19 protein-coding genes and 1 tRNA gene are annotated in these 18,507 nt (G+C 43.8%); 8 read left to right on the top strand and 12 right to left on the bottom strand.

Features of this window, described 5'->3' with window-relative positions; genetic code table 11:
- Positions 1 to 118 precede the first annotated feature (118 nt).
- Complete coding sequence (gene rplS, locus IRJ18_RS19775) at positions 119 to 466, bottom strand: 50S ribosomal protein L19 (RefSeq protein ID WP_194108011.1); 348 nt, start codon at positions 464 to 466, stop codon at positions 119 to 121.
- Positions 467 to 687: 221 nt separating this feature from the next.
- Positions 688 to 2,013: an APC family permease gene (locus IRJ18_RS19780; RefSeq protein ID WP_194108012.1), complete on the bottom strand. Its 1,326-nt coding sequence runs from the start codon at positions 2,011 to 2,013 to the stop codon at positions 688 to 690.
- A 291-nt stretch (positions 2,014 to 2,304) separates the two neighbouring features.
- Here IRJ18_RS19780 and IRJ18_RS19785 point away from each other — a divergent pair, with 291 nt between their 5' ends.
- Positions 2,305 to 2,688, top strand: a complete 384-nt coding sequence (locus tag IRJ18_RS19785; protein WP_194108013.1) for an RNA recognition motif domain-containing protein — start codon at positions 2,305 to 2,307, stop codon at positions 2,686 to 2,688.
- A gap of 579 nt (positions 2,689 to 3,267) precedes the next feature.
- Here IRJ18_RS19785 and IRJ18_RS19790 read toward each other — a convergent pair.
- The 7 genes from IRJ18_RS19790 to IRJ18_RS19820 all read right to left on the bottom strand — a co-directional run bounded on the left by IRJ18_RS19790 (position 3,268) and on the right by IRJ18_RS19820 (position 8,560).
- A complete protein-coding gene (locus tag IRJ18_RS19790; protein ID WP_194108014.1) occupies positions 3,268 to 3,633 on the bottom strand; it encodes a hypothetical protein in 366 nt (121 codons plus the stop codon).
- A 128-nt stretch (positions 3,634 to 3,761) separates the two neighbouring features.
- On the bottom strand, positions 3,762 to 4,169 hold the full coding sequence (locus IRJ18_RS19795; protein ID WP_194108015.1) for a hypothetical protein: 408 nt from the start codon (positions 4,167 to 4,169) through the stop codon (positions 3,762 to 3,764).
- Positions 4,170 to 4,452: 283 nt separating this feature from the next.
- Complete coding sequence (ahcY, locus tag IRJ18_RS19800; RefSeq protein WP_194108016.1) at positions 4,453 to 5,769, bottom strand: adenosylhomocysteinase; 1,317 nt, start codon at positions 5,767 to 5,769, stop codon at positions 4,453 to 4,455.
- 80 nt (positions 5,770 to 5,849) lie between these two features.
- A complete protein-coding gene (locus IRJ18_RS19805; RefSeq protein ID WP_194108017.1) occupies positions 5,850 to 6,182 on the bottom strand; it encodes a hypothetical protein in 333 nt (110 codons plus the stop codon).
- A gap of 170 nt (positions 6,183 to 6,352) precedes the next feature.
- Positions 6,353 to 6,706: a bactofilin family protein gene (locus IRJ18_RS19810; RefSeq protein ID WP_194108018.1), complete on the bottom strand. Its 354-nt coding sequence runs from the start codon at positions 6,704 to 6,706 to the stop codon at positions 6,353 to 6,355.
- Positions 6,707 to 6,725: 19 nt separating this feature from the next.
- Positions 6,726 to 7,598 (bottom strand): M23 family metallopeptidase, encoded by an 873-nt coding sequence (locus IRJ18_RS19815; protein ID WP_194108019.1) that lies wholly within the window; start codon positions 7,596 to 7,598, stop codon positions 6,726 to 6,728.
- A 92-nt stretch (positions 7,599 to 7,690) separates the two neighbouring features.
- Entirely contained in the window at positions 7,691 to 8,560 is an 870-nt protein-coding gene (locus tag IRJ18_RS19820; RefSeq protein WP_228072963.1) for a M23 family metallopeptidase, read from the bottom strand.
- A gap of 194 nt (positions 8,561 to 8,754) precedes the next feature.
- On the opposite strand from IRJ18_RS19820, the gene IRJ18_RS19825 reads away from it, so the two are divergent.
- The gene (locus IRJ18_RS19825; RefSeq protein ID WP_194108296.1) at positions 8,755 to 9,165 is read left to right on the top strand and encodes a BrxA/BrxB family bacilliredoxin; all 411 of its coding nucleotides are present in this window, start codon (positions 8,755 to 8,757) and stop codon (positions 9,163 to 9,165) included.
- A 201-nt stretch (positions 9,166 to 9,366) separates the two neighbouring features.
- On the opposite strand, the gene IRJ18_RS19830 is transcribed toward IRJ18_RS19825, so the two are convergent.
- Genes IRJ18_RS19830 through IRJ18_RS19840 form a run of 3 tightly spaced genes read right to left on the bottom strand, consistent with a single transcriptional unit; the run spans position 9,367 to position 10,783 of the window.
- Positions 9,367 to 10,269, bottom strand: a complete 903-nt coding sequence (locus tag IRJ18_RS19830) for a prohibitin family protein (RefSeq protein WP_194108021.1) — start codon at positions 10,267 to 10,269, stop codon at positions 9,367 to 9,369.
- A gap of 17 nt (positions 10,270 to 10,286) precedes the next feature.
- Positions 10,287 to 10,469 carry a DUF6358 family protein gene (locus IRJ18_RS19835; RefSeq protein WP_194108022.1) on the bottom strand — a complete coding sequence of 61 codons (183 nt, stop codon included), beginning with the start codon at positions 10,467 to 10,469 and terminating at the stop codon, positions 10,287 to 10,289.
- A complete protein-coding gene (locus IRJ18_RS19840) occupies positions 10,469 to 10,783 on the bottom strand; it encodes a rhodanese-like domain-containing protein (RefSeq protein ID WP_194108023.1) in 315 nt (104 codons plus the stop codon). The genes IRJ18_RS19835 and IRJ18_RS19840 overlap by 1 nt, the downstream gene beginning before the upstream one ends.
- A 453-nt stretch (positions 10,784 to 11,236) precedes the next feature.
- On the opposite strand from IRJ18_RS19840, the gene IRJ18_RS19845 reads away from it, so the two are divergent.
- The 6 genes from IRJ18_RS19845 (at position 11,237) to IRJ18_RS19870 (ending at position 18,472) form a co-directional block, all read left to right on the top strand.
- Positions 11,237 to 11,548 carry a hypothetical protein gene (locus IRJ18_RS19845; RefSeq protein ID WP_194108024.1) on the top strand — a complete coding sequence of 104 codons (312 nt, stop codon included), beginning with the start codon at positions 11,237 to 11,239 and terminating at the stop codon, positions 11,546 to 11,548.
- A gap of 119 nt (positions 11,549 to 11,667) precedes the next feature.
- Complete coding sequence (locus IRJ18_RS19850; RefSeq protein WP_317174111.1) at positions 11,668 to 15,630, top strand: Pls/PosA family non-ribosomal peptide synthetase; 3,963 nt, start codon at positions 11,668 to 11,670, stop codon at positions 15,628 to 15,630.
- Positions 15,631 to 15,697: 67 nt separating this feature from the next.
- Positions 15,698 to 16,300, top strand: a complete 603-nt coding sequence (locus IRJ18_RS19855; RefSeq protein WP_194108025.1) for a dihydrofolate reductase family protein — start codon at positions 15,698 to 15,700, stop codon at positions 16,298 to 16,300.
- A 54-nt stretch (positions 16,301 to 16,354) separates the two neighbouring features.
- Entirely contained in the window at positions 16,355 to 16,786 is a 432-nt protein-coding gene (locus IRJ18_RS19860) for a hypothetical protein (RefSeq protein WP_194108026.1), read from the top strand.
- 126 nt (positions 16,787 to 16,912) lie between these two features.
- Entirely contained in the window at positions 16,913 to 18,238 is a 1,326-nt protein-coding gene (locus IRJ18_RS19865) for a right-handed parallel beta-helix repeat-containing protein (RefSeq protein ID WP_194108027.1), read from the top strand.
- Between the two features lie 159 nt (positions 18,239 to 18,397).
- Positions 18,398 to 18,472, top strand: a tRNA-Val gene (locus IRJ18_RS19870).
- The last annotated feature ends 35 nt before the right edge of the window (positions 18,473 to 18,507 follow it).

Raw genomic sequence — 18,507 nt, forward strand, 5'->3', positions numbered from 1 at the left:
GCGGGCTTTTATTAATAATGGATCAGCTCTATGAAGTTAAGCCAAACAGAAAAAGCCACTTCCTTTGAAAAGGAAGCGGCTTTTTTATATTTAATACAGCCCTGAACGGGCGTATAAATTAAACCCTTTTTGATTTGATACGGGCTGCCTTACCTGTCAATTCGCGCAGGTAGAACAATTTAGCACGGCGTACTTTACCAACGTTGTTTACATCAATTTTATCGATGTTTGGAGAGTTGATAGGGAAAATACGCTCAACACCTATACCGTTTGATACTTTACGTACAGTAAAAGTTTCATTATTGCCAGTACTGTTGCGTTGTATAACTACGCCCTGGTAAACCTGGATACGTTCCTTGTTACCTTCCCTGATTTTGTAGTGTACGCTAATGGTATCACCAGCTTTAAACGCAGGAACTTTATTATTTACTACCGATTGTTCTTCAACAAATTTTACTAAATCCATGATTTTTAGCTCTTAAAAGCGATTTTTAGCCCGTAAAAATCGGACTGCAATATTAGCAATATTTTTTTAAAATAAAAAACCGATCTTAAAATTTTCCACAATTAATATTTCTCTCCACAAAACGAGTGTGCCTGATGCATAATTATCATTTCAGGATTATATATTATGGCGCCTGAACAAGGCTTTTGGATATGGACACGCATGGTTTAAAGGTGATAATTTTATAAACCCCGCAAATGCGGTTTGCGCCACATAATTAACCGCCACACCAATTCGCCACTCAGTAAAGCGGCAAGGGCAAACAAAGCAGGCTTCAAAGCTTCGGACATGCTGGATAGCACGCCGCTTAACGCAATGCCGTAAACCGTTATGGGCAATACTAAAAATATGCACAACCAACGGGTACTTAAAGGTATCCTGAACGGGCGCTCGCGATGCGGCTCTTTTAGCCGCAATTTTATTAGTGATATATATTCCAGGAACAACCCCGCGCCATAAACCGTAACATCAATGATCAGCAGGTCGCCAAAGCTCCAGAAGCACATCAGGCTAATAACTACCGAGCAAACTATGATAGATACATAAGGTGTATTAAACCGCGGATGCAGAGAATGCAACCGGGTTGGTAAAAATTGATCGTCGGCCATTACTTTAGGTAACCGCGATACCGAAAGTAAATTTGCCGCGTATAAGCCAAGCGTACTGGCCAGTCCGGCTATGGCAATGATAGATCCCAGCCAACGCCCGTTAATAAGCGTGCCTAAAGCGGGTAACCCCTCGTTAGCAAAAACGGTATAATCAATGCCGGATAACAACGCAGTTATAATTACACCGCAGTAAATAACCATTACTAAAATGAAGGCTAAAAAAATCGATACAAAATAGGCGCGTTCGGGTTTTTCAACTTCTTCGGCATAAGTGGTTACATTATCCCAGCCAAAACAATTCCACATTACCGTGTAAATGCCCAGCCCTAATGACGGGTAAGCAATCCCTTTTAATGATGGTGCAGGTAATAAAAAACCACCGGTATGATGCTGTGCAAATACTGCAAAAAGTATAATAAATGGCAGCAATACAACTACACTTAATGCCAGCGCCACCCGCCCAACGGGCACAATGCCCCAAATATTCAATGCCGCGGATGACCAAACAATAACCAGGCAAACGGGTATTTTGTAAGTTTCTATCCCCGGAAAAAAGAATGCAGCGTATTGGATAAACAATACCGGATAGATGGCAAGGTCGGCAAAGGTATATAACCAGGTCCACCAACCTTCGTAAAATCCCCAGCGTTTACCCAATGCATGCTTAACCCATTGATAATAGCCGCCGGTTACGGGCATCATCCCATTTAGTTCAAGTACGGTGAATATAGCAGGGATATCCCATAATATTGGGGTTACTAATAACAATAACAGGGCGCCATGTTGATGTACATAGCCTAATAAAGGCTCGAGCCCGTAAGGGCCGCCTGATACGGTAAAGAAGATAACCGCGATGAGTTGCAGCGGGCGGATTTTACGATGTTTTTTTTCAGCAGGCATTTAGGGCTTGAAAATATAATTTATTTTAAAGATTCGGGCACTGATAAATCATCATGTTGAATAATATAGTCTGCCTTGCCTTCACCATAACAAATATATTGTCCCATGCGTATAAACAAACTAATTAGGTGTTATTGGCTAACATTACAAACAATTGTAACCGGCAGTAAATAAATAGCATTAATTGAATATAATTTACCTATTATTGAAATTAAATAAACACTATTGATTTATTTGTGTTACTGAAAATGATGTTAGGCACAAAATGCCTAATGATTAAATTAAAACTTGATGAAAATTTTTGTTGGAAGTCTTCCCTACAAGGTAGAGGAAGCTGATTTACAGGAACTATTTGAAGCTTACGGCGAAGTTGGTTCTGTTAAGATTATTACTGACCGCGAAACCGGCAGAAGTAAAGGTTTCGGATTTATTGAAATGACTGATGACGAGTCTGCACAAAAAGCAATTGACGGCCTTAACGGCACCGAAATTGGTGGCAGAACAATTGCAGTTAGCCAGGCAGAAGAAAGGAAACCAGGCGCAGGCGGTGATCGTCGCGGTGGTGGTGGCGGCTTCGGCGGCGGCAGAAGCGGCGGCTATGGCGGCGGTGGAAACCGTGGCGGTGGCGGCGGCTACCAAAAAGACAGCAACCGCGGTGGCGGTCGTTGGAACTAAATCAACAGTCATTTATTAAATTTTGTAAATAGTACTTCCAATAAGGATACTTACATACCAGGCCCGTTTAAATTTAGGTTTAAACGGGTTTTTTGTTCCCTTTCAACCTGTTTTGATCCCATGTAAAGCAGTTCCTCTGATAATGTACGATCTCATCATCCCCTGCCAACTGATTTGCCGTTTATTTGAAGTTGGGGTTACAGCAAATTAAAAAAGTAATTTTAGACGGCAAATAACCGTAGGATTACTCCAATATTTACGCAGGCCTAACGCTGCCAATTAGGTAAATATTGACCTATTCCTGTTGGGCGACGGTTTTAACACGCTGCTATTTTTCAAAGAACTTACTACAATATACCGAATTTCAAAGGGAATAAAAAGCGATTTTTTCGAATAATCTGGAATAAAACACCAGCCCCTTCGAATAATAATAAATAATTATAAATAAATTTAAGATGATATCGCTTGCACAGATACTACAATAATGGGGACTTTGCAGCCGGTTGCCCCCGCCTTTAAACAAAAAAAGCTTGCGGGGTATAACTCCCGCAAGCCCTAAACTTATTATTGATCCTAATATTAAGCCGCCATAGAATAGAATAACACTTGTATGCGTGCGTTGATCTCGTCTAACCGATCGTGTGCATCAGCGCCGGTAAGCTGGCCGCGGCCGTAACTGGCTAACAAAGTGCGCATTTTAGCACAGGTTTGCTGCCTGATCAGGCTTATTTCAACAGATCTGAAATATGGATGGCTATCTACATTCTGAAGTGCATTTTCTATTTGTGCTACTTTTTGTAATAAGCTACGATAGGTGTACAAGTAATCCAGGTCACCACCAGCAGCTCCCCTTACTCTGCCAGGTTTTGTTTCTTTTACAGCTGTATACAAAAAAGTAAATCCCCATAAGGCCAGGATAAGTATAACACAAATGATAGCTTCCATATCTTTAATATTTATTTCTGAAATAGTTAGTGTTACCCTTTTAAACGGTAATATTTCCAAAAGGTTATCCAATAATTAAAAAAACAAGTAATTATTTTACATCCTAATAGGAATAGTATGGAAATACGCTAAGATTGAATAAACTTTCCGCCCAATTTCATTTTTTTTAAAACCATATTACCCCTCGTATGGCGGCGATGAGAGCTGCCAGCTATAACTAATACCGAATCGTTTAGGCTGATTATCCGGTAATGTGTAGTATAATTAAAGGGGATTACTACATGGTTTTTATAGGTTAGTGCAAGCTGCCCGTCTTCAACTTCCCAGGTTTGGGCTTCTCGCAGAGGGCTGTCGCTGCCTGCTTCCGTATCGGTAAATGTGCCATCGGGTTTAAAATGGTAGCGCTCGTAGTTATATTTTTCGCCAGTGGTCATCCATTGGCCGCAAAGCATTTTTTCTTTGGGCGTATTATGCGGCCGGTTTTGGCAGGCACATAAACACAGGCCCGTTAAAATAACTATTATTAGTTTCCTCATTGTTTTACAGTTTAACCTTTTTGGCCGGTGTCGGTTGTTTAGCATTAGGGCTTAAGTGAATAAAATTAGGAAATTTCGTTAAGTTTCGCAGAGTCTCTCGGAGAGGACCTGTGGGACGCAACGATAAAACCACTCACTGACACCGCTCTGTTTGCCGGAAGATTGCTTCGTCCCTCGCAATGAGGGATGGTGAGAATTGGATATAACAAAAAAAGGGCATGATCCTAAAATCATGCCCTTCCTTCTATATTTAACTTAAGACTTAAAACGCAGTACTTAAGTCTTAGTAACGGTAATAATCTGCCTTAAACGGACCTTCAACGGTTACACCAATGTATTCGGCTTGCTCCTGGTCAAGTACTTCCAGTTCAACACCAATTTTGGCTAAGTGCAAGCGTGCTACTTTTTCGTCAAGGTGTTTAGGTAATACGTAAACTTTGTTTTCGTATTGGTCTGTATTTGTCCAAAGCTCTAATTGGGCCAAAGTTTGGTTGGTGAAGCTGTTACTCATTACAAAACTTGGGTGACCAGTTGCGCAACCTAAGTTAACCAGGCGGCCTTCGGCTAAAACAATTACGTCTTTACCGTTAATGGTATACTTATCAACCTGTGGCTTAATTTCAACTTTGGTATTTCCATAAGCTTTGTTTAACCAGGCCATGTCAATCTCGTTATCAAAGTGGCCGATGTTACAAACAATAGCTTTGTCCTTCATCGCACGGAAGTGTTCCTCGCGTACAATGTTGAGGTTACCTGTAGCGGTAACTACAATATCAGCCTCGGCAATAGCGGTTGAAAGTTTTTTCACTTCAAAGCCTTCCATTGCAGCCTGCAATGCACAAATTGGGTCAATTTCGGTAACTATAACGCGTACACCGGCGTTACGTAATGAATCGGCGCTACCTTTACCCACATCGCCATAACCGCAAACAATACCTACTTTACCGGCCATCATAACATCGGTAGCACGGCGGATGGCGTCAACTAACGATTCGCGACAGCCGTATTTGTTATCGAATTTCGATTTGGTAACCGAATCGTTAATATTAATAGCCGGGATTGGCAATGTGCCGTTTTTCATGCGCTCGTATAAACGGTGCACGCCGGTGGTAGTTTCTTCTGATAAGCCTTTAATACCGGCAACCAGTTCCGGGTAACGGTCAAACACCATGTTGGTTAAATCGCCGCCATCATCTAATATCATGTTTAATGGCTTGCGGTCTTCGCCAAAGAATAAAGTTTGCTCTATACACCAGTCAAACTCCTGCTCGTTCAGGCCTTTCCAGGCATATACAGATATACCGGCAGCAGCAATAGCGGCAGCAGCGTGATCTTGTGTCGAGAAGATATTACATGATGACCAGGTAACTTCGGCACCCAGCGCAACCAGTGTTTCAATTAATACAGCGGTTTGTATAGTCATGTGTAAGCAGCCTGCAATACGTGCGCCTTTAAGCGGTTGCGATGGGCCGTACTCGGCGCGCAGGGCCATTAAGCCTGGCATTTCTGCTTCGGCCAGTTCAATTTCTTTGCGGCCCCATTCGGCAAGCGAAAGGTCTTTTACTTTGTATTTAACAAAAGCGGTTTCTACTGATGACATCGTATTATTTTTTTTTGAACTGCAAAATTACGCAATAGGTTTATGAAAATGAAATCGTGAGGATGGGTAAGGCTTTAGTGTTAATTTCTTTCAGATAAGCGGTTATAAATTACACCTGCAATTAACATGCATATAAAAGGCACAAAAGCTAAACAGCCATTAATTAAAGACATGTTATCATGATAGGGTAAAATATCAATACATATAAACGTTAAAAGTAAAGTCAGCCAATAAACAACAGTTAAAACCGTTTTTTGACGCGCAGATGCTTTGTAGATTGAAATAAATATGAAGAAAATAATTATAGATACCGGTATGATAAGTAACGTAAGCAAAGCCTCTTCTCCGTGCGCTAACGCAACAAAAGGGATTATTGATAACACGATAAATAAAATCAACTTTTTGTTGGTCATGAGTTAGAAAAGCAGTGATTATGCTGTTTTAATGGTCGTTCCTGCTATCCGTTACAAATCCTCACTACGCTGCGCTTTGTCCGGGCTTTCCACTGCTATCTGGTTTATGCTGAAAGGTTGTGTCATTTACAATGCGCTAATGACAGCGCTGCGAAATGACCAATGGCCAATTAAGCCATACTCAGGCTGCCGTTATACACGGCGCCAGCATCAACCTGTATCCGGGCTGTGGTTATTTTGCCGGTTATTTTACCCGTACTGCGAATTTCTAATACGTCAGTAGTAATATCTCCATCAATATGGCCGTAAACCACCATTTGTTTGGTTTGTACATTGCCCTGAATGTTCCCTTTTTCGCCCAGTATCAAACCCTGTTCAATAGTTACATTCCCGTTTATCTGCCCGTCAATACGCACAAATGCCGGGGCATTTAGGTTGCCTTCAATTACGCAACCTTCGCTCACGATGCTCGATATGGTCTGCTGATCTAACTCCACGCTTCCGTTCTTTTTAAAAAGGGCCATAAATGCTATGTAGGATAATTTAACTGTTCACAGTAAGGTACTTTACCGGGTTTACGGGTTTGCCGTTCTTTCGTACTTCATAATGCAAATGCGCACCGGTTGAGTGGCCGGTTGAACCCACTGCACCTATTCTGTCACCAACTTCTACTTTCTGGCCCACCTTTACTTCAATACGCGAAAGGTGCCCGTATAAGGTTTCCAGTCCGCCAATGTGCTGTATGCGGATGCATTTACCATAGCCGCCAAACCAGCCGGCAAAAACTACCGTACCTGTAGCGGTGCATTTTACACCATCGCCTTTTTGGCCTTTAAAATCAATCCCGGGGTGAAACTCTGCAGCGCCATTATCAAACGGATCACTGCGATAACCAAAAAACGAAGTGAAGGAACTGATGCGCGGGTAACCCAGGGGCGTAGCGGCCATAGTTTTGGTTAACCTGCCCAGATATTCATCATACAGCGAATATTTTTCTTTATCGGTCAGCTTAGCCGATTCGGTATCGCCATTGCCGCCTACGCTTTTGGTTGAAAAGCCCGGCAAGCCGCGTTTGCGCAGGTAGCCGTTGATCTTTTGCAGTTTGTTTTCAATAGCCTGGATGTATGACTGGGCGGTTTCTTTATCTTTATCGGCTTTGTTAACTTCCTTTACAGGCAGCTGCCCTTTAAGGCTAACTATCTGTGCCATTAGTCGTTGCTTTTCCTGTTCCTGCTTTTGGTTTTGCTTATTCAGGTAAATTATGGTGCCCGACAGGCAAATAATTATGCCTAATACGCCTAAAACATAATGTTTAAACCTGCTAATATGCTTTGTTTTGATCTGAAGGGTTTTAGTACCATGCTGGTTCTTATTCAGAATAATTACAGTACTTACATCTTTTCGTTTAGCGTTCATTCAAATACAATTAGGAGGTGCAATATAATAACCTCGTATTAAAAATCCATATTCAATTGGTATGAAATGGTATATGCATAGCTGTATTGATATTAATTCAGCGTCAGATATTCTTTAGGGTTAACAGGCTTACCGTTGCGGCGCACTTCGTAATGCAGGTGCGAGCCGGTTGAACGGCCGGTTGATCCGACTTTGCCAATCACGTCGCCCACACTAACTTTCTGACCGGGGTGCACATTAATATGCGATAGGTGCCCGTATAGGGTTTCCAGGTTGTTAATGTGTTTAATGCGGATACAATTGCCATAACCACCATTTGGCCCGGCCGATTCTACAGTGCCGTTGGCGGTACATTTAACCGGGTCGCCAGTTTTGCCGCGAAAATCAATACCGGGATGAAACTCGCTGTTACCAAAATCAAACGGGTTGCCGCGATAACCAAAAAACGATGTAAAAGCGCTCATCCGCGGGTAGCCCATAGGCATAAAAGCCACGTTGTTAACCAAACGTGTCAGATAGCTATCGTATTTTGAATAGATCTGCGCGGTGGCCTCTTTACTGTCGTTTTTTTTTGCAGGGGCAATATGCTTAAAACTAAAGCCATGCAAACCGCGCTTACTTAGGTAATTATTAATTTTAGTCAGCTTTTGCTCAATGCTGCCAATATAGGTCATGGCCTTTTCATCACTGGATTGCTGCTTGTTGTTTACCGAATCAAGCGCCATTGCTTCCTGGCCCAGTTGCTGATGCAACGAATTGATCTGCGCTACCAGTTGTGCTTTTTCGTTAGCCTGCTCTTCGGTTTTATGCGATAGGTTTATCACAATGCTAAACAGGGTTACGGCGCCTAAAAGGGTTATGCCGGTTAATGTTTTTAATCGCTTAAGATTTTTAGTCTTAATGTGGATAGTATCAGCTAAGGGTTGCTGCGATGACTTTTTCGTAAAAAAATTCCTCCTCAAATACATCTGTTTCAAGTTCATGCAATAATTAAATCAATAGTTTAAAAACAATTTAACCGTTGTGTTTGTTACGCACGTTGGTCAAGGTTCAAGTTAAACGGAAAAGGTCAGCATAATGTTATAATTCGGGTAAAAAAGTTTATTGGATATATTTTTAATATTTTTGTACTTGTAAAAAAAGAGCATAAAAAATGATGTACCCAGAATATTTAGTAGCCCCAATGCGGGAAGAATTGACCAAAGTTGGTTTTACCGAATTGAAAGACGCGGAAGCTGTAACCCAGGCCATTGAAAGTGAAGGAACTGTATTTGTGATGGTAAACTCGGTATGTGGTTGTGCTGCTGCTAACGCGCGCCCCGCAGCACGTATGGCTGCCGCTAACGAAAAGCACCCCGATAAACTGGTAACCGTATTTGCCGGTATGGAAAAAGATGCAGTTGATAAAGCCCGTGCTTATATGTTGCCATACCCGCCGTCGTCACCATCAATGGCATTGTTTAAGGATGGCAAATTAGTGCACATTATAGAGCGCCACCAAATTGAAGGCCGCCCGGCACAAATGATAGCCGATAACCTGATCGGCGCGTTTGAGCAGTATTGCTAAATAGTGATTAGTTAATTGGTGATTAGAGGTAGTTACCAACCGAAATAACAAAAGCCCGATGTGTTTGCATCGGGCTTTTGTGTTTTAATCATGTCATTGCGAGCGTAGCGTGGCAATCCCCAATAAGCAGAGCTGCTCTGTAAGCCGGGGATTGCCACGTCGTTTCACTCCTCGCAATGACGCGGGGTGGTGAAATAAATTTTATTTATCGCTAAGCATTATCGGGTTACCCTTGCCTCCCATTATAATCACCTTGGTATTTGGCGATAGGGCAATTTCTTTTTGTGCTTTTATAGCCTCGTACTGCAATTGCTTGTCGGACAGACCTGTGCTTAATATCTTTTGATAATCGGCAATACCCTGCGCTTCTACACGCTTCCGGTCGGCCTCCTGGCGTTCCTTTTGCAGCACAAACTGCATTTTCTGTGCTTCCTGCTCGGCGTTTATTTTCGATTCGATACTGGCTTTTACCGATTGGGGCAGGCTGATGTTGCGCACCAGTATTTGTTGCACCCGTAAACCATTCTGCTCAAAATTTTTGCTGATAGTGCTGTTGATCTTATTCTGGAATTCCTGGCGTTTGGTTGAATAAAGATCGACTGCCTGGTAAGCCACTGCATTATCGCGCAGGGCGGTGCGGGTAACCGGACGAACAATTTTATCCTTAAAATCGACACCGATATTTTGCATAATAAAAGGTGTTTTGTAAGGGATAACGTTATACAGCACGGACAGGTCGATAGTTACTTCTAATCCATCGGATGATAATACGCGGATAGCGTCGTCGCCCTGTACATCCCCCTCGTTATGGGTGCCGCTCATAGTGTAATTCTGGGTTTGGATATCGAAGGTAGTAACATCAACCAGCGGATTGATCACGTGAAGTCCGCTTTCCAAAACATTGTCCTGCACCTTGCCGAACAACACCTGTACGCCTACTTTACCGGGTTCAATAGTTTTAAAACACGATAACAAAAGGCCAAGTACAAAAAGCACTACACCAACAGAAACGGCTATGCCGCCAAAACGGCTGCCGGGTTCGGGCGAACGGCGGAGCACCATGCCAACAATCAGCACAATGATCCCCAAAATTGCGATAAACATAATTTAAGGGGTTAAGGTTATTTCTGAGGGTTTTTTAAATCCTTCAGTAGTTTTATTTTAAGTATAATAAACAGGGCGGCTACAAATATGCCACCCATAATAAACTCGTACCGTGCATGCTGGTAACCCCAATAGGCAATAACCGCGCATATAAATATACCAATAGTATATAGCACGTTTAAAAATAATTTTACGCCCATTAGTATACTTGCATAGTTGGGTCAATCTCCTGCGCCCAGGCGGTAATGCCACCTTGCAGGTTATATAAGTTAGTAAAGCCCTGCGCCTCTAACTGCATAATAGCTACTGCGCTGCGTTTGCCGCTGCGGCACATTACCACCACAGGTTTGTCTTTCTCAATTTTATCGGTTTCAATTAATATGCCGCCTAACGGTATCAGCGTGCCGCCCAGGTTCGACATCTCATATTCAAAGTCTTCGCGTACATCTACTAACTGAAAATCCTCGCCGTTGTCAATTTTATCTTTTAACTCCTGTACTGATATTTCTTTCATCGTTATTAAATTTATGATAACTCAAAGGTATAGTTTTGTTATATTGGTTGTACAATATGAATGTTAAATTGCTTGGTGGTGATATTAAGAAACAGCAATGCAGACTTGTATACTGATAAATAATCCACAGGCGGGACAAGGTATCAAAAAAAAGACCGGATCAACTCTCGCAGTTAATTCCGGCCCTACATCTACCTATGAAAAACAGCCCTTTGGAGGGCATTAAATCTAATCCAATTGTTATGCCAGTTAAATAACCCGGGCTATTTTAGCCAAAACAGCCATTTAATTGAGGAATACTTAATACCCCATGGGAATTACTTCCCCAAAGCGAGTATTTTTTAACTCATGGGAAATGTTATTAATCAATAATTTATAGCGGATGGGGCATGATGTTTTATAAATAACTGAGATAATAGAAACCAACTGCTATAAGCTTTGTTAACTTTTATTATGGATCACAATGTATATCTGTTAGCTACCGACCCGAAAAACCCTTGTCGGGACGTTATACACTCGCGGGATACTGGGTTAAAGGTTAATGTATTTTGTATTGATAAGGACCGCTTTGATCCGAACACTAACGAGATACAGTTATATGGTTATGCCCATGGTAAATTATATGCTTTTGAAACCATTAACGTTACCCCTGACGATGCGCTCGACGTAATTGATGCCATACAGTGGTACGCGGGCTATATTGATTTCCCTGAAATGGAAATATTGCCTGAAGATCCCCGGATAGGAAAAAATATAGCGATGTAATTTCCTGAAAAAATGAATTTTTAGTGAAGAATCGCTTTTCTGTTCATTAAAAATAGTTTTCCTGTTAAACATTCCTTAGTATTGAGTGTCCTAACCAGGAACCTAATTATTTCCCCTAAGTGAACCCTGCTTTAACTTTGGCAACCCATACCGGTATTATCTGTGGTGATGTTCGCCCCGACCTGTTACGTGATGAAACCCTGGCGCAAATGTTCAGGCAAAGCGCCATAGCATATGCCGCTAACATTGCCCTTATTTTTGAAGATAAAAGTATTACTTACGCGCAACTTGACCGCTGGAGTGATGCCATAGCGAACTTTCTTATCCAAAATGGGATTATCCCCGGCGATAAAATTGGCATATGGCATAAACGCGGTGTAGAACTACATGCAGCCATATTGGGTATTATAAAAGTGGGAGCAGCTTATGTACCCATAGACCGCGAACAACCAGCCGAACGGGTGGAACTGGTAATGACTGAAGTAGGTGCCGCAGCTTGCTTTAGCGAAGACTTGCTGAATTTAAGTTGCCCTATCTTTACGGTAATACCAATGCCATCCGGCGATGAGCTGGTAGCGATCAGTGACGGCCCTATACCCGAAAATAACGCGTATGTACTGTATACATCCGGCAGTACCGGCAAACCTAAGGGAATACCTATCAGTCATCGCAATATTTGCCATTTGGTAAGGGCCGAGCAAAGTGTGTTTAACATTACTGCTGCCGACCGTGTTTACCAGGGCTTCTCGGTATCGTTTGATATGTGGTGCGAAGAAACCTGGATAAGTTATTTAGCCGGCGCCACTATTTGGGTTGCCGATAATACCACATCAAAATCTATCGACGAACTGGCTGATATATTAAAGCAACAGGGCATTACCATATTACATGCTGTGCCGAGTTTACTGGCGGTTATGGATGATAATATCCCCACGCTGCGGTTAATAAACGCGGGCGGCGAGGCTTGTACTAAACAGGTATTGAACCGATGGGGCGCTAATCCTAATCGTGCGTTTTACAATAGCTATGGCCCCACTGAAACCACGGTGACCGCAACCATAGCCCGTTTGCACCCTGGGGATGAAATTACCATTGGCGACCCATTGCCAAATTATAACCTTGCAGTAGTAGATGAAAACCTGAACCAGGTACCACAAGGCGAGCAGGGAGAATTAATTATCAGCGGGCCCGGACTGGCCGAAGGCTATGTGAACCTGCCGCAGCTAACCCGTGAGAAATTTGTAGATAAACCTGCCGGGTTAACCGATATGCCCGGCGATAAAATATACCGTACCGGCGATGCCGCCCTGATAAAACCCGATGGCACCATTGATTTGCAGGGCCGTTTTGACGACCAGATAAAACTGCGCGGCTACCGGATAGAGTTGGGTGAGATTGAAGTGCGCCTAAACGCTATCGACGGTATCTCATCGGCGGTGGTAGCCGTGAAAAAAGACGCCGGCGACCAGGAGCATCTGGTGGGTTATATTGTGCTGAAGGACATGCTTTGTGTGGAAGAAAATTTGATACGCGCAGAGTTAGGAAAAGTACTGCCATCGTACATGGTGCCATCGGTAATTGTAACCCTGCCCGAGATGCCCCGCATGCCCAGCGGTAAAATTAACCGCAAGGCCTTGCCTGTACCCGAACAACTATCGGCATTTGACGATATTGCCACGGACGATACACTGGATATGAACGCGCCAATTGAAGTGCGTTTTTATGCCGTGCTTAACAAAATATTCCCTGGTAAAACTATCGACCCCGAACAAGACTTTTTTAACGATCTGGGTGGGCATTCGCTACTGGCCGCGGCTTTTGTATCGCGCCTGCGCAGGGATGCCGGCATGCCGCAGGCATCGTTAAAGGATGTGTACATGCACCGCCCTCTAAAAGTATTGGCCGCCAACTGGGAGGAAAAAGTTATTGCCGAACAACAACCGCGCGAGTTTAATAAAGTGAAAAGCTGGCGCTATTATACCTGCTGGGCTGCGCAAACGCTATCGCTGATGATCATATACGGGCTGTTTGCCATACAGGTGTTTATCCCCTACCTGGGCTATTACTATATAGAACAGGACATGGAAAGCAAAGTATACGCTATTGGTACAGCCCTTGGCCTATTTTGCCTTATCCCGCCATTTTTTACGTTAATAGCCATCGCGTCAAAATGGATGCTGATAGGCCGTATGAAGGAAGGCGATTATCCGCTTTGGGGCAGTTACTATTTCCGCTGGTGGTTTGTGCGGACACTACAGAACTTATTGCCGGTCCAGTTTTTAACCGGTACGCCGCTTTACCCCGTTTACCTGCGGTGGATGGGCGTAAAAGTTGCGCCCGATGCGCAATTGAGCAATCTAACCATTGGCGCCGAAGACCTGTTAACCATCGGGGCCGATGTCAGCATCAGTTCGGGCGTGGCGTTGAACAACGCTTATGTAGAAGATGGGTGGTTGAAGTTGCGCCGCATTAGCCTGGGAGATCATGCCTACATTGGCAGCAGCGCACTAATTGCCGGCGGCGCTGTGATGGAGGAGTGGGCGGAATTGCAGGACCTGAGTTATTTGCAGGCAGGAAAAACGATTAAACCCGGTGAGGTATGGCAGGGCAGCCCAGCGGTGCTAAAAGAAACTAAAAGCTTAGCCGATATGCCGCAGCCTATACCGGTTAGCGAAGGTACCATGCGCCGTTATAAGCTGGTGTTTGCCCTATCGGTATTCGCGTTCCCGTTCATTATACTGACCCCGCTTATCCCAACCATTATTACGGTAAACAACCTTGATAATGCTGCGCCCGATTATAACTTTAATTACCTGGTAAATGTGCCTGCGCTGGCGGCATTATACATTGCCTTGTTTGCTGCTGAAACTATTTTACTGACCCGTTTGCTGCAGTATAAAGTTAAACCCGGCAAGTATCCCGTTTATAGTTGGTTTTATGTGCGTAAATGGTTTACCGACCAGTTGATGAGCCTAAGCCTGGTGGTAATGCACCCTATTTATGCTACGGTTTATATTGGTACGTTTTTTAGGGCGCTGGGGGCTAAGGTTGGGAAAAACACCGAGGTATCTACGGCCAGCAGCGCTACCCATCCTTTATTGGAGATTGGAGATGATGCTTTTATTGCCGATGCGGTAACCCTTGGCGAAGCCGACATCCGGGGGCAGCAGTTGGTGCTGGCAAAAACTACCATTAACAGCCGGAGTTTTGTGGGCAACAGCGCCTTGATCCCCCAGGGATATTCATTACCCTCTGATATGCTGATCGGGGTATTATCAACCCCGCCAACACCGGAACAAATGGCCGATAATAATGCCCGCGACTGGTTCGGTTCGCCGGCCATAGCCATACCCCGCCGGCAGGAAAGTAATGCTTTTGATGTATCGCTGGTATCGCGCCCATCGTGGAAACGCAAAATTGCCCGCGGGATGGTAGAGCTTATACGGATTATTTTACCCGAAAGCGCCATTATATGTTTCAGTATCCTGTTCATTGCTTATGGGCATGATATTATTGTAGATAAATCTTTTTTTGAAGGCCTGTTCTGGTTCCCTATTTACTACCTGGGTTTGATGGGTATCCCGGCTTTTCTGCTGACGGTGGTGTTAAAATGGATATTTATAGGCAAATACAAAGCCGAACAAAAACCTATGTGGACCTGGAAAGTATGGCGTAGCGAGGCTATTACTACCACTTATGAAGCTTTGGCCGTTCCCTTTTTACTTGAATACCTGCAAGGCACCCCCTGGCTTCCTTTAGCCCTGCGCCTGATGGGCATGAAAACAGGGAAACGCGTTTGGCTGAACACTACCGATTTTACCGAGCACGATATGATTGAAATTGGCGACGATACCGCCATGAACGAAGATTGTGGCCCGCAAACACATTTGTTTGAAGACAGGGTGATGAAGATTGGTTATGTAAAAATTGGCGAACGGGTGAACGTTGGCGCGCGCACTATTATTTTATACGATAGTGAAGTGGGTAATGATAATCATATCGAACCATTATCGCTGGTTATGAAAGGGGAACGTTTAGCGCCGGGGACCAACTGGGCAGGCAGCCCGGTAAATGCGGTATAAATGCCAAGCTTGAAACCATATTAGCCCTTATTAGTTAATAGTACTAAAACCTGTTAATATATCAGTTATGGCAAATACACCGTGCAAAGTTGTAGTGATAGAACACCTAACACTTGATGGCGTTTATCAGGCACCGGCGCGTGCCGATGAAGATACCCGCAATAATTTTAAACACGGTGGTTGGTCTATGGCTGGCGCCGACCCGCAAATGCAGCAAATAATAGGTAAAAGCATGGCGGGTGGCTGGTCATTATTGGCTGGCCGCACAACTTATGAAGACCTTTTTGAAGGCTGGCAGGTAAGGCAGCCATCACACCCAATGACACAGGCGCTCACTGATGTTCAGAAATTCGTAGCATCACAAAATCCTAATTACAAACATTCCTGGAAGAATTCGATATTGCTGGAAGGCGAAGCGACCGAGGCTGTTGCCAAACTAAAAAAGGAGCACGATAAAACGCTGATTGTTTTTGGCAGCGGTTTGCTGGTGCATTCGCTTATGCAGCATGGTTTGGTTGACGAAATGATATTAATGATACATCCCGTAGTTTTAGGCGAAGGGTTTAGGTTTTTTGACCAGGGTACGCCATTTACCCGATTAAAACTGCAGGACAAAATAATTACAGGCACGGGCGTAATATTAGCAAACTATCAATGTATCACCGGGTAATTCTGCTTTAATATAATTAAGCTTATTAATTATATTTGTACGGCACTAAACCCTATGTATTACAATTCGCTACAATATTCGTTCAGGATATGGCTTACCTCGGCACTGGCCGTTCCGCATGTGTATATCATCTATTTTTTTGCGTCACGGGGCGAGGGCGCTTATTTGCCGCTTGGCGGATATTTGACTTTGTTGCTGGAATGCCTGTTGTTATCGTTGCCGTTATGGTTTTTATTCCAGGTCGCGCTTGATCGTATTTGTGAATTCAAAACATCATTAAAAAATAAAAAGCTAATAGCCTGGGCAGCGCTCGAAGGTTTGTTACTGGTACTGTTCGCAATTCTTATAAATGGTTTTGGCGAACGGGGCACCACATGGGCATCATACTTTGATTTTGTGCTGATCAGCAGCGTGGTTATTGCCGCGTGTGTGGTTATCTACCCCCTCAAATCGCAAAGTGTGCCTACCGGCCGGTTTAATTTTTGATACCTTTTGCTTCTCATCCCCGCTTATTTAAATTTCCATCTATCATATTTGTTACCGATAGAACAGGATACGGCAGGATGCCCGGTTGCTGTTAAAAATAGAGATTTACTTACCAATTAGTTACCAATGAAAAAATTAGCCTTACTTACCCTGTTTTTTGCTGCGCGTTGTTTTGCATCCTTTTCGGCAACTTATTATGTAGCAGTTGATGGGAAGGACGACAACCCCGGAACCTTGAAAAAGCCGCTGTCCACTATCCAGCGGGCGCAGTCCCTGGTTAACCCCGGCGATACGGTTTATATCCGTGGCGGCGTTTACCATATGAAGGAGGAACAGATAAGCAGGCAATTACGCGGTTATGCCTGCGTTACTTTTTTAGATAAAAGTGGTGCGCCAGGCAAATACATTAGTTATTTGGCCTACCCAAAAGAAAAACCGGTGTTTGAATATTCGGCTGTTAAACCAGCTAATTTCAGGGTGGCAGCCTTTTATGTCACCGGATCGTGGATACACCTGAAGGGTTTTGAAGTTACCGGGGTACAGGTTACTATAAAGACGCATACACAGTCCGAATGCTTTGAAAATCATGGCAGCCATAACATTTATGAAATGCTAAGTATGCACGATGGTATGGCCATCGGTTTCTATTTACTGAACGGGTCGGACAACCTGATCCTGAATTGTGATGCCTACCGTAATTACGACGATTTTTCGGAAAATGGGCGTGGCGGCAATACCGATGGCTTTGGCTGCCACCCCCAGCCTGGCAGTAAGGGTAATGTTTTCAGGGGTTGCCGCGCCTGGTTTAACAGCGACGATGGTTATGATTGTATTAACGCCTTCGAAGCCACTACCTTTGAAAATTGCTGGGCGTTTTATAATGGTTTCGATGCCAATTTTAAAAGCGCCGGCGATGGCAACGGCTTTAAAGCCGGGGGTTATGCCCGTCGTCCGGGTAGCGAGGTGCCGAATCCAGTACCGCAAAATACCATACAGTTTTGCTTAGCAGTAGGCAATAAAGCTAATGGGTTTTATGCTAACCACCACATTAACGGCAGCTTTTGGTATAATAACAGCGCTTACCGCAACGGGGTAAATTTTAATATGATGAACCGCCTGCGCGATGATGTAATGGCTGATGTACCCGGCTATAACCATAAAATGCGCAACAACCTGGGCTACAAAGGCAACAACGAAGTTACCATGCTGGATGCCGCCAAATGCGACATAAGCCACAACTATTTCGATTTGAACCTGAAGGCTACAGCGGAAGATTTTGTAAGTCTTGATGAAAAGCTGCTTGTAGCCCCGCGCAAAAGTGATGGCAACCTGCCTGATAATGGCTTTATGAAATTAAAACCAAACAGTCAGTTTATTGATAAGGGCGAGGATATTGGTTTCGCCTTTAAAGGGAAGGCGCCAGATCTTGGTGCTTTTGAAGCGGGCAAATAGCTTAAAACAAGGCCGTTACAAATAATTTAAATTATTTTTTGCGAAGTAACCTCATACGCCTATATTTGCAGTCCCAAAACGGGAGTTTAGCTCAGCTGGTTCAGAGCATTCCGATTTCAATCGGAAGAGTCACTAACCGCCGGACAAAACAAAAACAAAGGGAGTTTAGCTCAGCTGGTTCAGAGCATCTGCCTTACAAGCAGAGGGTCACTGGTTCGAACCCAGTAACTCCCACAAAGCCTCACAGAAATGTGGGGCTTTTTTCGTTA

It is taken from the genome of Mucilaginibacter boryungensis, from assembly GCF_015221995.1.
Lineage (GTDB): Bacteria > Bacteroidota > Bacteroidia > Sphingobacteriales > Sphingobacteriaceae > Mucilaginibacter > Mucilaginibacter boryungensis.

Coding starts and splice junctions, on each gene's coding strand:
- IRJ18_RS19825 (WP_194108296.1), top strand. CDS start 8,755: ATGTACCCAGAATATTTAGTAGCCCCAATGCGGGAAGAATTGACCAAA.
- IRJ18_RS19840 (WP_194108023.1), bottom strand. CDS start 10,783: ATGAAAGAAATATCAGTACAGGAGTTAAAAGATAAAATTGACAACGGC.
- IRJ18_RS19835 (WP_194108022.1), bottom strand. CDS start 10,469: ATGGGCGTAAAATTATTTTTAAACGTGCTATATACTATTGGTATATTT.
- IRJ18_RS19785 (WP_194108013.1), top strand. CDS start 2,305: ATGAAAATTTTTGTTGGAAGTCTTCCCTACAAGGTAGAGGAAGCTGAT.
- IRJ18_RS19865 (WP_194108027.1), top strand. CDS start 16,913: ATGAAAAAATTAGCCTTACTTACCCTGTTTTTTGCTGCGCGTTGTTTT.
- IRJ18_RS19810 (WP_194108018.1), bottom strand. CDS start 6,706: ATGGCCCTTTTTAAAAAGAACGGAAGCGTGGAGTTAGATCAGCAGACC.
- IRJ18_RS19860 (WP_194108026.1), top strand. CDS start 16,355: ATGTATTACAATTCGCTACAATATTCGTTCAGGATATGGCTTACCTCG.
- rplS (WP_194108011.1), bottom strand. CDS start 466: ATGGATTTAGTAAAATTTGTTGAAGAACAATCGGTAGTAAATAATAAA.
- IRJ18_RS19845 (WP_194108024.1), top strand. CDS start 11,237: ATGGATCACAATGTATATCTGTTAGCTACCGACCCGAAAAACCCTTGT.
- ahcY (WP_194108016.1), bottom strand. CDS start 5,769: ATGTCATCAGTAGAAACCGCTTTTGTTAAATACAAAGTAAAAGACCTT.
- IRJ18_RS19830 (WP_194108021.1), bottom strand. CDS start 10,269: ATGTTTATCGCAATTTTGGGGATCATTGTGCTGATTGTTGGCATGGTG.
- IRJ18_RS19780 (WP_194108012.1), bottom strand. CDS start 2,013: ATGCCTGCTGAAAAAAAACATCGTAAAATCCGCCCGCTGCAACTCATC.
- IRJ18_RS19855 (WP_194108025.1), top strand. CDS start 15,698: ATGGCAAATACACCGTGCAAAGTTGTAGTGATAGAACACCTAACACTT.
- IRJ18_RS19790 (WP_194108014.1), bottom strand. CDS start 3,633: ATGGAAGCTATCATTTGTGTTATACTTATCCTGGCCTTATGGGGATTT.
- IRJ18_RS19815 (WP_194108019.1), bottom strand. CDS start 7,598: ATGAACGCTAAACGAAAAGATGTAAGTACTGTAATTATTCTGAATAAG.
- IRJ18_RS19805 (WP_194108017.1), bottom strand. CDS start 6,182: ATGACCAACAAAAAGTTGATTTTATTTATCGTGTTATCAATAATCCCT.
- IRJ18_RS19795 (WP_194108015.1), bottom strand. CDS start 4,169: ATGAGGAAACTAATAATAGTTATTTTAACGGGCCTGTGTTTATGTGCC.